The sequence below is a fragment of the Xanthobacter pollutisoli genome (genome assembly GCF_040044995.1).
Lineage (GTDB): Bacteria > Pseudomonadota > Alphaproteobacteria > Rhizobiales > Xanthobacteraceae > Xanthobacter.
This window is the reverse complement of record NZ_JBDZDP010000012.1, coordinates 81,537-95,759: the sequence shown is the minus strand read 5'-3', so window position 1 is coordinate 95,759 and position 14,223 is coordinate 81,537. Positions and strand designations below refer to the sequence as shown.

The window sequence follows — 14,223 nt, the reverse complement described above, 5'->3', positions numbered from 1 at the left end:
GGAGGCCAAGATGCCGCGCATGCCCCGCCTCGCGATCTATGCCCTGGCGGCCGTGATCATCGCGATTTTCCCCCTGGTCGCGCCCAATCCCTTCTTCGTCCATGTCGGTCAGACGTTCGCCTACACGGCCATCGCCGTGATCGGCCTCAACATCCTGCTCGGCCTCTCCGGCCAGATGTCGCTCGGCCACGGCGGCTTCTACGCCGTCGGCGCGTACGCCTCCGCCATCCTCGCCACCACCTATGGATGGCCGCTGACGCTTTCCATGGGCGTGGCGATGGCCGCATGTCTTCTCGCAGGGTTTCTCGTGGGCGCGGTGGCGCTGCGCACGCGCGGGCTTTATCTCGCCATGGCCACGCTGGCCTTCGGCTTCATCGTTGAAATCGTGGCCCAGCGCTGGGTGTCCGTCACCGGCGGCACCATGGGCCTCATGGGTGTGCCGCAGATCGACTTCGGCAACTTCCGCATGGGGCCAACCTACTTCTTCTGGTTCGCCGCCGGATTGCTGCTTCTGGTGCAGGTCGGCAGCGACTATGTGTTCGGCTCCTCCATCGGCCGCCGCCTCAATGCGGTGAAAGAGAGCGAATCCTTCGCCGCAACGGTGGGCCTCAACGTGCCGCTCTGGCGCATCGGCGTGTTTGCGGCGAGCGCCGCCCTCGCTGGTCTCGCCGGCGTCCTGTTCGCGCATCAGAGCGGGTTCGTCTCTTCCGATGCCTTCAACATCCGCCTCACCATCTCGCTCCTCATCGCCACCGTCATCGGCGGACTGGGCCGATCGGCCGGACCGCTGCTCGGAACGGCGATCCTGATCGGCATCGCCGAGGCCATCGCCGCGGTCCATGACATCGGGCTGATGCTTTATGGCGGCATCCTGCTGGTGGTGCTGCTGCTGTTCCCCGAGGGCGCCATCGGCCTGTTCGGCCGGCGGCGGGGGAAATCCGCTGCCGCGCCGGACGCCGTTCCCGCCTTCCAGCCCGCGATCGCCGGAGCGGCCAATACCGGGGTGCGGCTCGATGTCGAAGGCGTGACCAAGAGCTATGCCGGGGTGGTCGCGCTGCGCGATGCGACGCTCTCGGTCGAGCCCGGGACCATTCACGCGCTGATAGGGCCGAACGGCGCCGGCAAGTCCACATTCATCAATGTGGTGGCCGGGCTCTACGCCCCCACCTCCGGCCGCATCCGCATCGGCGGCGTCGACGTCACCGACCTGCCGGCGAATCGGCGCGCCCGGCTTGGGCTGGTACGGACCTTCCAGAACCTCCAGCTCATCCAAAGCGTGAACGTGCTTGAGAACGTGATGCTCGGGATGGAGCGTCGTCACGGCCTTGCAGCCGACGTCCTCGCCTTTCTCGGCGGCTCCCGACACGAAGCCCGAGAGCGGGCGGAAGCCGCCTCCATCCTCGCCTTTCTCGGCATCGGCGAGTTGGCGGAGATGAAGCCCAGGGACCTGTCCTATGGCCATCGCAAGTTGGTGGAACTGGCCCGCGCCATCGCCCAGAAGCCCGCGATCCTGCTGCTGGACGAACCTGTTGCCGGCGTGAACCCGCAGGAGGCGCGCGAGGTCGCGCGCATCGTGGCGAAGCTGCGCGATGCCGGCATCAGCGTGCTGCTGGTCGAGCACAACATGGAATTCGTGATGGGCCTCGCCGACCGCGTGACGGTGCTCGATTTCGGCAACCGCATCGCCTGCGGCACCCCGGCGGAGGTGCAGAGGGACCCGAACGTCATCCGCGCCTATCTTGGCGCCGTGGAGGATGCGGCATGATCGAGGTCGAGAACATCGATGTCGCCATCGGGCCGGTGGGCATCCTGCACGACGTGTCGCTGCGCCTCGCGCCCGGCCGGCTGGTGACGGTGATCGGTGCCAATGGCGCGGGCAAGACCACGCTCTTGCGCACGCTCTCCAACATCGTCACCCCGCGCGCCGGGTCGATCCGCTTCGATGGCAATCCGACGGCGGGCATCAAGCCCCACCTTCTGGCGCGCGCAGGCCTGGTGCACGTGCCTCAGGGGCGCCAGATCGTCCCCAGCCTGACGGTGCGCGACAATCTGGTGATCGGTGCCGACCGCGTGGCTGGCCTCGACGCAGACACCATTGCGCAGGGTCTGGAACGGGAGTTCGCCCGCTTCCCCGTGCTGAAGGAGCGCCAGCACATCCTCGGCGGCAACCTCTCGGGCGGCGAGCAGCAGATGCTCGCCGTCAGCCGGGCGCTGATGATGCAGCCGAAGGTGCTGCTGCTGGATGAGCCCTCCCTCGGCCTCGCGCCGCAGGTGGTGACGACCATTCTGAAAGCGCTGCGTGGCCTCGCCGACGGCGGCCTGTCCGTGCTTCTGGTGGAGCAGCTCGCTCTGCTCGCGCTCGATACGGCAGACGAAGCCCACGTGCTACAGCGCGGGCGCGTCGCCCTCAGCGGCCCCGCCGCCGAATTGCGCCGGGACCGGGCGGTGATCGAGAGCTATCTCGGATAGGCCCCGGATGGGTCCTGCGTCTATCCTCTCAGCCTTCTGGCGCCCGGTCGGGGGCTAAGCAGCCACCGCCTCCGGCAGCACCACCGAAATGGCGTCGAACCGCTGGCCAGCCCGCAGGCAGAACGCCGGCTGGAGCAGCCGCTCGGCGATCACCTCGGTCTTCTCGTTGTCGATGAGCTTGAAGCGGCCGCGCAGGTCGTTGAGCACCGTCACGTCGGCCTCCATGCCCACCTTCAGCGCGCCGATCTCACTCGCACGATCGAGCACCGTGGCCGGATTGCTGGTGACCATGGGCACCACCTGCTCCAGCGACAGGCCGAGCGCCATCATGGAGCTCATCGCCTGGACCAGGCTGAAGCGGGCCTGGCCGAGGAAGGGATGGTTCTCCTCGTCGTCGTGCTTGTCCGGGGTGCCGGCGGGGGCTGGGATATGGGTGTTGTAGCCGTGGATATCCGCACCCAGCGTGTTGGGCACGATGCCCGCCGCGATCGCCTTTTTGGCGAGGCGATAGGAGAAATGGCTGCCATGCCCCACGTCCACCTTCAGCCCGCGGTCGAGCGCCGCCTGGATCACCGGATGGACCTCGCCGGCGCGGTTCACGAAACCGCCCGGATGGCGCGTGAACGGATGGGCGAGGATGTCGCCCTCCTTCAGCAGCGGGATCACCCGCTCCAGGATGGTGTCCACGTCCTCGCCGTTGGTGCCGCTCTCCGGCAGGCCCCAGAGCTGGCCGAAATGCACATAGACCGGCAGGCCGGTGCGCTTGCCGATCTCCGCCGACATCTCGATCACGCGGATGCCCCAGCGGGCGAAGCCGCCGATTTCCGCATGGGCCTTGATGCCGCGCACGATATCGAGGTTGGCGAGCGCCGACTTCACCGTGGCGTCGATATCCACGCAGTCCGGACTGTAGAGGTTGGGATAGTAATGGCCTTCGAGACCGCCCACGAGATAGGCCGAGAGGAAGGCCAGCACCCGGGACTTTGCGGGCTCGGCGATGAAGTGGCGGAAGCCCGGCAAAGTCATGCAGGACGGGCCGCCCTGGTCCACCAGCGTGGTGACGCCGGACTGCACGCCCACGAGGTCCGGGTTCATACCGAACCGGCCGGTCACATACTGGTAGACATGGGCGTGGGTGTCGATCAGGCCCGGTAGCACCAGCTTTCCGGTAACGTCGGTCACCTCGATGGCGCTGGACGGCAGGATATTGGCCTCGACCGCGGCGATCTTGCCGCCGCGCACCGCCACGTCGTAGGTGCCGTCAAGCCCGGAGGCCGGGTCGATCACATGGCCGCCGCGCAGCAGCAAATCATAAGCAGGGCGTTCGGACATCTTGGCTTCCCCTCGGGTTCAGGCCAGCGCTCCGGTGCGCTGCGGCCCGGCTGTGCATCACGAAGGCTAAGCGAACTGCAGCGTCCGCGCGGACGCCCCGGAAATACGAAGCATGCTTCGCGATCTGCAACGAAGCATACGTCGCAATCACTGGATTGCAAGCAATCGCCATGTCCAATTGCGTTTCCGGGCGGGACCAGCTTTCAGCAGTACTCAGGCAATGGAGGCAGAATCGATAAGCAGGGAAAGCCGGGCATGTGATGCCCGCCTTGTGGGCAATCGGAGCGGCGCGCGGCTCCACAAGTCTTGTCGGCGAAGCCGACCGCCTCCCTTGCCCATCGCCGAGCAAGATGCAATCTAGCTCATGCTTCCCCAAGCGCGTGGTCATGTCCAAGCTCCTCAAATCCTACGACCGCAGCCGTATCCCGCTCTATATCCAGGTGGCCTCGGTCATGCGGCAGCGGATCCAGTCGGGCCAATGGGCGCCGGGGCAGAGGATTTCCACCCTTGAGGAACTGGAGCGGGAGTTCCAGGTGGCCCGCGTCACGGTCCGTCAGGCCATCGCCGTGCTGCAGGAAGAAGGGCTGCTGCACGCCCAGCAGGGGCGCGGAACCTATGTGTCCGACCTGACGCCCAGCCGGCACTGGTTCAAGCTCGAGACCACCTGGGACGAACTGATCGAATCCATCCGGGACAACGTGCCCCAGCAGATGACGCTGGAACAGGACGTGCCCCCTCCCCCGCTGCAGCCCAATGACGGGCAGGCGGCGGCGCATTATGTCCGGCTGCGCAGCGTGCAGTATCGCGACAACGAGCCCTACTCCCTGGTGAACCTGCATCTGGCGCAGCACATCTTCGAGCTCGACCCCAAGCGGTTCATGCGCTCGCCCGCGCTCCCGGCCATCGCCGCCCTCAGCCAGGTAAAGGTCGCCTATGCCCACCAGACCCTGGTGATCGGCAGCGCCGACCCGGAGACCGCGGACCGCATGATGGTGGCCATCGGCGCGCCCACGGCGGAGTGCCATTGCGTCGTGATCGACGAGACCGGGACAGCCATCTACGTGGCGGACATCATCTATCGCAGTGACTGCATCAAGTTGCAGATCGACCTGCTCGGCAACGGTCCCGCGCCGGGCCGGGCCGCGCCGGCAAAGCCGCCGCGCCGGCCGAAGGCGAAGCAGTCCTAAAGGGCGATCGACCGCCGCGGAGCAGCGCGATCCGCCAGCCATCCCTCCGGTCTCTCGGGATCGGGTTGAAACGCGGAGCCCTCCCCTCTCCCACACCCGCAGGCCGGTTGCCTGCCCACCCTCTGCTTGGCACGCTCCGTGCTTTGGAGAACGGCAGGTCGCTTGAGCGCCCGTCCAACTTGTTCTAACTTTCGAATGACCAGATGATAGGCTGATAGGATGACTGCCCTGTGGGCGGCGCCCGTCGACATTCCCCCGATCATCCAAGAGGCACCGATCCCGCAAGGGCCGCGGTGAGACGTGTCATGAGAGCTGCGGCCGCAAGCGCCAGACTGGACGCCGCCCCGGACATTCCCCTGCTGTCCATTCGCGGCGTGCGGAAGGTCTTCAACCAGCTGGAAGCGATCCGGAACGTCTCGCTGGAGATCGGCGACGGGGAGTTCGTCAGCCTGCTCGGTCCCTCGGGGTGCGGAAAGAGCACGCTGCTGATGATGATCGCGGGGCTCATCCAACCCACTTCGGGCGAAATCCTGGTGGCGGGTGAGCGCGTCACCGGCCCGCGCCCGGATGTGGGCGTGGTGTTCCAGAGCCCGGTCCTGCTGCCCTGGCGCTCCGTCCTCGACAACGTCCTCTTTCCCATCGAGCTGCTCAAGAAGCCCCGCGCGCCCTATCGGGACCGGGCCATGGAACTGCTGAAGATGGCGAAGCTGGAGGACTTCGCGGCCGCCCTGCCCCGTGCTCTGTCCGGCGGCATGCGCCAGCGCGCCGCCATCTGCCGGGCGCTGATCCACGACCCCTCCACGCTGCTGATGGACGAGCCGTTCAGCGCGCTCGATGCCATCACCCGCGACGAGATGTCGGTGGAGCTGCTGCGCATCTGGCAGGCCAACCGCAAGACCGTGGTTTTCGTCACCCATTCCATCCGCGAGGCGGCGTTCCTGTCCGATCGGGTGCTGGTGATGGGGCGGCGGCCCGCAACCCTGGTCGAGGATCTGGCCATCGACCTGCCCCGTCCCCGTCACATCGCCATGACGGAAGAGGAAGACTTCAATGGCTATGTCCGACACCTACGCCGCAGCATCGAGGCCAGCCATGAAGGCGTTGCTGCGGACCATTGAGAAGTTCGTCTGGCCCGTGGTGCTTCCCGTCGGCCTGCTCGCCGCATGGGAGATCGCCGTGCGCGCGCTCCACATCCGCAGCATCATCCTGCCGCCGCCGTCGGAGATCGTCGCGGTTATGGTGGAGCGCTACGACCTCATCCTCACCCATCTGTGGCCTTCGCTCTACCTCACCCTGGGCGGCTTCGCGCTCTCCGTCGTGGGCGGCATCGCGGTGGCCGTGCTCATCACCTGGTCGAGCGCGCTGCGCGCGGGCCTCTATCCCATGATCGTGGTGAGCCAGGTGGTGCCGAAGATCTCCATCGCGCCGCTGTTCGTGGTGTGGTTCGGCACCGGCACGCTCTCCAGCCTGCTGCTGGCCTTCCTGATCGCCTTCTTCCCCATGACCATCAATGCGGCCATGGGGTTTCAGTCGGTGGACGAGGACATCCACCGCATGGCCCGCACCTTCATGGGCTCGCGCTGGCAGATCTTCTGGAAGATCCAGCTGCCCCACGCCCTGCCCTACATCTTCAGCGGCATGAAGATTTCCATCACGCTCTCCATCATCGGCGTGATCGTCTCCGAGTTCGTGGCCTCCCAGGAAGGCATCGGCTACCTCATCAAGCTGTCGGGCGGCCTGCTGGACACGCCGCTGATGATGGCCGCCATCGCCGCCCTCAGCATCAGCGGGCTTGGCCTCTACTGGCTCATCGCCGAGGCGGAGCGCATCGCCGTCTATTGGCAGGGCCCCTCCGATCCCGCTGGCGCCGGACAGGGATGATCTCTCCATGAAACGCCTGGACCCCACGGCCGAGACCGTCCATTTCGGCTTCCACGACGCTAGGCTCGTACCGGTGCTGGAGATCGATCCCGGCGAGGAGATTTCCCTCGGCTCCATCTCCGCCCATCCCGACGACGACGTGCCGGCCGACTGGCTGCCCCCCGCGATCCACGACATCTATGCCCGTGCCCCGCGGGGCACCGGCCCGCACATCCTCACCGGGCCGGTCGCGGTGCGCGGCGCGCGCGCCGGCAACGTGCTGGTGGTGGACATCCTCGACGTCCGCATCACGCAGCCCTACGCCTACAACATCGTCAGCCCGCTCAAGGGGATGTTCCCCACGGAGCAGCCGGTCCAGCGCACCGTCATCATGCCCATCGACCTGTCCACGGGGCTGGCCGAGGTGGTGCCCGGCATCAAGGTGCCGACCCGGCCGTTCTTCGGCCAGATGGCGGTCGCGCCACCGCGCGAATGGGGCCGGCTCGACAGCCGGCCTCCCAATCGCCATGGCGGCAATCTGGATAACAAGGAACTCGTGAAGGGCACCCGCCTGCTCCTGCCGGTATGGGTGGACGGCGCCCTGTTCAGCGCCGGCGACGGCCACGCGGCGCAGGGCGACGGCGAGATCAACCAGACCGCACTGGAGACCAGCCTCGACGGCCGCTTCCGGCTCTCGCTGCTCACCGACCGCACGCTCGAATGGCCGGTGGCGGTCTCGCCCACCCACCTGATGACCATGGCGTTCCACGAGGACCTGGACGATGCCGCGCGGCTCGCCATGCGCAGCCTGATCGCCATCCTGGAGCAGGATTGCGGGATCGCCTTCCACGACGCCTACCGCCTGTGCAGCGTCGCGGCGGACATGCACGTCACCCAGTTCGTGAACGGCAATCGCGGCATCCACGCCATGCTGCCGCTCTCCCTCGTCGAAACCTTCCCACGGAAGCCGAGCTTCCTGCCCAGACCCGGAGACTTCTCATGACCGTGGACCGGCGTTCCCTCCTGAAGTTCGCCGGCGCTGCGGGCGCGGCCCTGAGCCTGCCTCTGCCGGCGGTGCTGCATGCCGCGCCGCTCACGCCGGTGAAGATGACCTTGCCCTGGCTGCCGCTGGGCACGTTCAGCTACGCCTTCGTGGCCAAGAAGATGGGCTTCTGGGAGCAGCGCGGCCTCGATGTCACCATCGACCGGGGCTTCGGCTCCGGCAAGGTGTGCGTGCCGGTGGACCAGGGCCAGTACGAGTTCGGCATCCTCGACCTTGCGGTGATGATGAACTGCGCGGCGCGCGGCCTTGATCTCACGGCGGTGGCCGGCATCTGGCCGAAATGCCCCATCGGCATCTTCTCGCTCAAGGAAAACGGCCTCACCACGCCCAAGGACCTGGAAGGCCAGACCGTGGCGTTCGACGTGGGCTCGGGCGACTTCCAGCTTTGGCCCGCCTTCGTCAAGGCCACCGGCATCGACGACAAGAAGGTCAACAAGGTCACCATGGACGCCGCCGCGCTCATCAAGGCGCTGGTGGAAAAGCAGGTGAAGGCCGAGGGCAACTTCTTCGGCTCGATCGCACCCAGCCTGTGGGCCAACGGCCTGGAGATCAATTCCATTCTCTACGAGGACTACGGCATCAAGGCCTTCAGCAACGTGGTCGCCACCAAGAAGACCACGGTCCAGCAGAAGCCGGAGCTGTGCAAGGCGTTCGTCGGGGGGCTCATGGACGGGCTGAAATATGTCTATCTCAACCCTGACAAGGCGGTGGACCTGCACCTGGAGAGCGTGAAGGAATTCCAGGGCGGCAACGCCATCACCAAGAAAGTGGTCGAATACGGCCAGGCGGTGAGCACCGCCCTCGGCCTCGTGCCATCGGTGAAGGCCAACGGCCTCGGCTACATGGACCCGGCGCTGATCCAGGCCACGGTGGATACCGTCAAGACCTACATGGACGTGAAGAATCTGCCGGCCACCGATACGCTGTTCACCAACGCCTTCGTCGGCGCGGTGAAGATCGACGACGCGGACTGGGCGGCGCTCGAGGCCCGCTCGGAAAAATTCATCCCGCGGAAGGCCTGAGCCATGGCGAGGCGCGCCGCGGCGGAGATTGGCGCATCGGGTGTCGGTGCGTCGGTGCTGCGCAAGGAGGACGAGCGCTTCCTGCAAGGACGCGGGCAGTATGTGGCCGACGTGCGCCTGCCCGGCATGCGGGAGGTGGCCTTCGTCCGCAGCCCGGTGGCCCATGCGCGGCTGCGGGGTATCCATGTGCCCGACGCGTTGCGCGCGTGCGTCTTCACCGCCGCCGACCTCGCGGGCGTCGAGCCGATCCGCGCCGCTACGGCACTGCCGGGCTTCAAGCATTCCGCGGAGCCCATCCTCGCCGTGGACAAGGTCCGCTATGTCGGCGAGATCGTCGCCATGTGCCTCGCGCGCACCCGCGCCGAGGCCGAGGACATGGTGGCGCAGGTCACCCTCGACTATGAGGAGCTGCCCGCCGTCACCGACATGATCGCCGCCTGCGCGCCGGGCGCGCCGCTGGTGCACGAGGCCTGGGGCGACAATGTCTTCATCACCTTCTCGGAAGACGGCGACATCGGCCGGGTCGCGCAGGACGCGGCCATCCGCGTGACGCGGGAGATCCGCACCGCGCGCCACTGCATGTTCCCCATGGAGGGTCGGGGCGTGGTCGCGCACGTCGACGCGCGGCTCGACGTGCTCACCCTGGTCTCGGCCACCCAGATGCCCCACGTGGTGCAGCACGGGCTCGCCGAATGCCTCGGCATCCCGAGCGGTCAGGTGCGGGTGATCTCCCCGGACGTGGGCGGGGGGTTCGGCTACAAGGGCCTGCTGCTGCGCGAGGAAGTGGCCTTGGCCTGGCTCACCCGCCATGTGGGCCACCCGGTGCGCTGGCTTGAGGACTGCCGCGAGCACCTGGTCGCCAACGCCAATTGCCGCGAGCACGCCTACACCATCACCGGCTATGCCGACGCGGAAGGCAGGCTCCTCGGCCTCGACTGCATCGCCCATGTGGATGCGGGGGCCTATTCGGTCTACCCCACGTCCTCCGCGCTGGAGGCGGCGCAGGTGGCGAGCCTCCTGCCCGGCCCCTACGATCTGCCGGTCTATCGCTGCCGCTCCCATGCGGTGGCCACCAACAAGTGCCCGATCCTGCCCTATCGCGGCGTCGCCCGCACCGGCGTGTGCCTCGCCATGGAGACGGTGATGGACGCCATCGCCGCGGAGGCCGGGCTGGAGCCCTACGAGGTGCGCCTGCGGAACCTGGTCGGGCCGGAGCGCATGCCGTTCGACAACGTGCTGAAGAAGCATTTCGACAGCGGCGACTATCCCGAATGCCTGCGCCGCGCGGTCGCGGCCATCGACGTGCCCGGCGTGCGTGCGCGCCAGCGGCAGGGCGAGGCCGACGGACGCCACATCGGCGTGGGCATCGCCATCTTCTGCGAACAGGGCGCCCACGGGACGTCGGTGCTCGCCTCCTGGGGCCGGCCGGTGGTGCCCGGCTATGAGCAGGCGACCCTGCGCCTCACCTCGGACGGCGACCTGGAAATCCGCGTCGGCACCCATTCCCACGGCCAGGGCCACGAGACCACCTTCGCCCAGATCGCGCACGAGATCCTGGGCCTGCCGCTGGAGCGCATCAAGGTGCTCCAGGGCGACACCCTGCTGGTGCCCTTCTCCACCGGCACCTGGGGCTCGCGCTCCATCGTCATGGGCGGCGGCGCGGTGGCGGAAGCCGCCCGCGCGCTCGCCGCCCGCGCCGCGAAGATCGGCGCCTGGCTGCTCCAGGCGGATCCGGCGGCGGTGCGCGTCGCGGATGGCGCCGTGCAGGGCGGAGAGGCCAGCGTCTCCCTGCGCGACGTCGCACGCGCCTGGTATCTCCAGCCCCAGCAGCTGCCCCCCGGCGTGGACACGGGCGGGCTGGAGGTGACGGCCGGCTACCGCGCCGGACGCGACAGCGGCACGTTCAGCTATGCCGCCCATGCGGCGCTGGTGGCGGTGGACCCCGGCACGGGGCTGGTGGAGATCCTGGATTACGTGGTGGTGGAAGATGGCGGGGTGCTGGTGAACCCCATGATCGTCGATGGCCAGATCACCGGCGGCACGGCCCAGGGCATCGGCACCGGCCTGTTCGAGGCCATGCCGTTCGACGCCCAGGGCCAGCCGCTCGCCTCGACGCTGCTGGACTACATCCTGCCCGGCGCAGCCGACGTGCCCGACATCCGTATCCTGCACATGGAAACGCCCTCGCCCTACACCGCCTTCGGGGTGAAGGGCATCGGCGAAGGCGGCGCGGTGGCCCCGCCCGCCGCCATCTGCTCGGCGGTGAACGACGCCCTGCGCCCGCTCGGCGTGGAGCTGAACCAGGTGCCCCTGACGCCGGACCTGATCCTCGACGCGATCCTCTCGGCAAGCCGGCCATGAAGCCCGCGCCCTTCGACTATCTGCGCCCCCGCACGCTGGCCGAGGCCTGCGCCGCCCTCAAGACGGCGGACGGCGGCGCCAAGCTCATCGCCGGCGGGCAGTCGCTCGGCCCCATGCTGAACCTGCGGCTGGTCCAGCCCCGCCTGCTGGTGGACATCTCCGGCCTGGAGGCGCTCCACGCCTTCTCGGAAACGGCGGATGCGCTCCACCTCGGCGCCGGCCTCACCGCGGCGAATATCGAGGACCAGCGCATCGACACCCGGGCCGTGCCGCTGCTCCAGCGGGTGGCGGCCGGCATCGCCTATCGCGCGGTGCGCAACCGCGGCACCGTGGGGGGCAGCCTCACCCATGCCGACCCCGCCGCCGACTGGGTGAACCTCATGCCGGCGCTGGGCGCCCGCTATGAGCTCGCCGGCCCGGCGGGTTCGCGGACCGTGGCCGCGGCCGACTTCATGACCGCCGCGTTCGAGACCCTGCTGGCGGAGGACGAAGTGCTTTCCACCATCATCGTGCCCAAGCCCGCGCCGGGAACGCGCTTGGGCCACGCCAAGATCGCGCGCAAGACCGGCAAGTTCGCCATGGCCATCGCCGTCGTGGTCGCGGAACCCGACGGCGGCACCTGCCGGGCGCTCATCGGCGCCACCCATGGCCGGCCGATCCTGGTGGAGGACGCCGGCGCGCGGTTCGGCCTCGGCACCGGCCGCCTCGACGAACCCGGCCTCGCCGGCCTGCTCGCGGACGCCGGCATCACCACCCCGGCCGCGCGCCACCTCCATCTCACGGCGCTGCGCCGCGCCGCCGCCGAGGCGTTTCCCCAGGCCATCCCATCGTGACCGAGATATCCCTTTCCGTGAACGGGCGCAGCGTCTGCGGCGTCGCCGAGCCCCGCACCCACCTCGCCGACTTCCTGCGCGACACGCTCGACCTCACCGGCACGCACCTGCGCTGCGAGCAAGGGGTGTGCGGCGCCTGCACGGTGCTCATCGACGGCGCGCCCGCCCGCTCCTGCATCAATTATGCGGTGGCTTGCCAGGGCGCGGAGGTGACCACCGTCGAGGGCTTCGGCACCGACGGGGTGATGGCGCAGTTGCGAGCCGCCTTCCACGCGGAGCATGCATTGCAGTGCGGTTTCTGCACGCCGGGCATGCTGGTCACCGCCCGCGACATCGTCCTGCGCCTGCCGGATGCGGATGCGGCGCGGGTGCGCACGGAGCTCGCCGGCAATCTCTGCCGCTGTACCGGCTATGCCGGCATCGTGCGGGCAATCTGCCGGGTGCTGGAAGACCGGAAGGCGGAGGGCGCCGACGCCATCCCCCAGGGCCGGCTCGGACCGGTGGGCGCCCGCGCGGCCGCGGTGTCGTCCGCCCAGGCCGCTGCCCCGCCCGCTGCCGTGACAGCAGCCGCGCCCGCAACCGGCGAGCTCGGCCTCGGCGGCCGCGCGCCCAATCTGGAGACCGCGCTCGCCTTCACCGTGCGGCGGCCTCTGGCCGAAGTGTGGGCGGTTCTGGATGACATTCCCCGCGTCGCCCGCTGCATGCCCGGCGCGACCTTGACCGCCCCGCCGGCGGACGGGCGCGTGGAAGGCCGGGTCGCGGTGAAAGTCGGCCCCATCGCCACCAATTTCACCGGCACCGCGCACATCGCGCGGGACGAACCAGGGAAGCGCGGCATGCTGTCCGGCGCCGGCCGCGACAGCCTCAGCGGATCGAGCGCCCGCGCCGAGATCACCTATGCCCTCGCGCCCGGGGGCACCGATGCGACCCGCATCGACATCGCGGTCCGCGCCTTGCTGGCCGGCCCCCTGGCCCAGTTCGGCCGCAGCCAGATCGTCCAGGGCCTGATGGCGCGCCTCGCCGCCGAGTTCGCCCGGCGGCTGGAAGCCATGCTGGAAGGCGGGGAGGACGCCCCGCCGGCGTCTGAGGCGGCCTTGCGCCCCTGGGCGCTGGTGGCCGCCGCCATCGCAGAGAAATTCCGTTCGCTGTTCAGAAAGGCCCGCTGACGCGGTTTGGCGCCCATGAAGATTGCCGTCCCGGACCTGGTCTCGCCCTCCTATTTCCCGGCCGAGGCCGCGGTGGAACTGGGCTGCTTCGCCGCCCATGGCGTCGATGCGCAGATCGAGCTGATTTCGCCGGTGGAGCGGGCCTACGCGGCCATGCGCGAGGGGGCGGTGGACTTCGTCGCCGGCTCCGCCCACTCGGCCCTCTCCGCCTTCCCGCGCTGGCAAGGCGCGAAGCTGCTGTGCGCCCAGTCCCAGGGCATGTACTGGTTCCTCGTCATGCGTGCCGACCTCGGTGCGAAGCGCGGCGACCTTGAGGTGGTGAAGGGCAAGCGCATCGGCGCGGCGCCCTGGGTCGGCATGGGCCTCAAGCGCCTTCTCACGCAGGCCGGCATCGATCTGGTGCGAGACGCCGTCACCATCGCCCCCACCCCCGGCTCACTGGAGCCGCGGATCAATTTCGGCCTCGCCGCCGTGGAGGCGCTGGAGGCGGGCATCGTGGACGGCTTCTGGGCCAACGGCATGGGGGCGGATCTCGCCGTGGCGCGTGGCTCCGGCACCGTGGTGCTGGACGTGCGGCGCGGCGACGGGCCGGCGGAGGCCTTCAACTACACCATGGCGACGGTGGCGACCACCGATCGCCTGCTGGCGGAGAATCCCACGGCCTGCGAGTCGGCGGTGCGGGCCATCGTCGACGCCCAGAAGATCCTCGCCGCAGACCCGGCCCGCGCGCGGCAAGTGGGGGAAAAGCTGTTCCCCGAAGTGGCGGACCGCATCGAGGCGCAGATCCGCCGCGACCTCCCCTTCTACCAGGCGGGACTCACGCCGGACTTCATCGCCGGCATGAACCGCTTCAGCCGCGACATCGGCATCCTCGACGCCGACGTGCCGTACGACGCCGTGGTGGCGGAAGGCATGCGCCACCTGTGGTGA

12 protein-coding genes are annotated in these 14,223 nt (G+C 68.9%); 11 read left to right on the top strand and 1 reads right to left on the bottom strand.

The window, feature by feature from the left end:
* The first annotated feature begins 10 nt into the window (after nt 1-10).
* Nucleotides 11-1,765 (top strand): branched-chain amino acid ABC transporter ATP-binding protein/permease, encoded by a 1,755-nt coding sequence (locus tag ABLE93_RS19645; protein ID WP_348841532.1) that lies wholly within the window; start codon nt 11-13, stop codon nt 1,763-1,765.
* On the top strand, nt 1,762-2,469 hold the full coding sequence (locus ABLE93_RS19640; protein WP_348841531.1) for an ABC transporter ATP-binding protein: 708 nt from the start codon (nt 1,762-1,764) through the stop codon (nt 2,467-2,469). The genes ABLE93_RS19645 and ABLE93_RS19640 overlap by 4 nt, the downstream gene beginning before the upstream one ends.
* 54 nt (nt 2,470-2,523) lie before the next feature.
* Here the strand turns inward: ABLE93_RS19640 and ABLE93_RS19635 are convergent, their stop codons facing one another.
* Nucleotides 2,524-3,801, bottom strand: a complete 1,278-nt coding sequence (locus ABLE93_RS19635; RefSeq protein WP_348841530.1) for an amidohydrolase/deacetylase family metallohydrolase — start codon at nt 3,799-3,801, stop codon at nt 2,524-2,526.
* A 386-nt stretch (nt 3,802-4,187) separates the two neighbouring features.
* On the opposite strand from ABLE93_RS19635, the gene ABLE93_RS19630 reads away from it, so the two are divergent.
* The 9 genes from ABLE93_RS19630 to ABLE93_RS19590 all read left to right on the top strand — a co-directional run bounded on the left by ABLE93_RS19630 (nt 4,188) and on the right by ABLE93_RS19590 (nt 14,223).
* The gene (locus ABLE93_RS19630) at nt 4,188-4,988 is read left to right on the top strand and encodes a GntR family transcriptional regulator (RefSeq protein WP_348841529.1); all 801 of its coding nucleotides are present in this window, start codon (nt 4,188-4,190) and stop codon (nt 4,986-4,988) included.
* A gap of 305 nt (nt 4,989-5,293) precedes the next feature.
* Nucleotides 5,294-6,106 carry an ABC transporter ATP-binding protein gene (locus ABLE93_RS19625; RefSeq protein ID WP_348841528.1) on the top strand — a complete coding sequence of 271 codons (813 nt, stop codon included), beginning with the start codon at nt 5,294-5,296 and terminating at the stop codon, nt 6,104-6,106.
* Nucleotides 6,081-6,869 carry an ABC transporter permease gene (locus ABLE93_RS19620; RefSeq protein WP_348841527.1) on the top strand — a complete coding sequence of 263 codons (789 nt, stop codon included), beginning with the start codon at nt 6,081-6,083 and terminating at the stop codon, nt 6,867-6,869. The genes ABLE93_RS19625 and ABLE93_RS19620 overlap by 26 nt, the downstream gene beginning before the upstream one ends.
* A gap of 7 nt (nt 6,870-6,876) precedes the next feature.
* Complete coding sequence (locus ABLE93_RS19615; protein ID WP_348841526.1) at nt 6,877-7,851, top strand: acetamidase/formamidase family protein; 975 nt, start codon at nt 6,877-6,879, stop codon at nt 7,849-7,851.
* Nucleotides 7,848-8,933, top strand: coding sequence for an ABC transporter substrate-binding protein (locus ABLE93_RS19610; RefSeq protein ID WP_348841525.1), 1,086 nt, complete (start codon nt 7,848-7,850; stop codon nt 8,931-8,933). The genes ABLE93_RS19615 and ABLE93_RS19610 overlap by 4 nt, the downstream gene beginning before the upstream one ends.
* 3 nt (nt 8,934-8,936) lie before the next feature.
* Nucleotides 8,937-11,294 (top strand): xanthine dehydrogenase family protein molybdopterin-binding subunit, encoded by a 2,358-nt coding sequence (locus ABLE93_RS19605; protein ID WP_348841524.1) that lies wholly within the window; start codon nt 8,937-8,939, stop codon nt 11,292-11,294.
* The gene (locus ABLE93_RS19600) at nt 11,291-12,127 is read left to right on the top strand and encodes an FAD binding domain-containing protein (protein ID WP_348841523.1); all 837 of its coding nucleotides are present in this window, start codon (nt 11,291-11,293) and stop codon (nt 12,125-12,127) included. The genes ABLE93_RS19605 and ABLE93_RS19600 overlap by 4 nt, the downstream gene beginning before the upstream one ends.
* Nucleotides 12,124-13,293, top strand: a complete 1,170-nt coding sequence (locus tag ABLE93_RS19595) for a xanthine dehydrogenase family Fe-S subunit (RefSeq protein WP_348841522.1) — start codon at nt 12,124-12,126, stop codon at nt 13,291-13,293. The genes ABLE93_RS19600 and ABLE93_RS19595 overlap by 4 nt, the downstream gene beginning before the upstream one ends.
* 15 nt (nt 13,294-13,308) lie before the next feature.
* A complete protein-coding gene (locus ABLE93_RS19590) occupies nt 13,309-14,223 on the top strand; it encodes an ABC transporter substrate-binding protein (RefSeq protein WP_348841521.1) in 915 nt (304 codons plus the stop codon).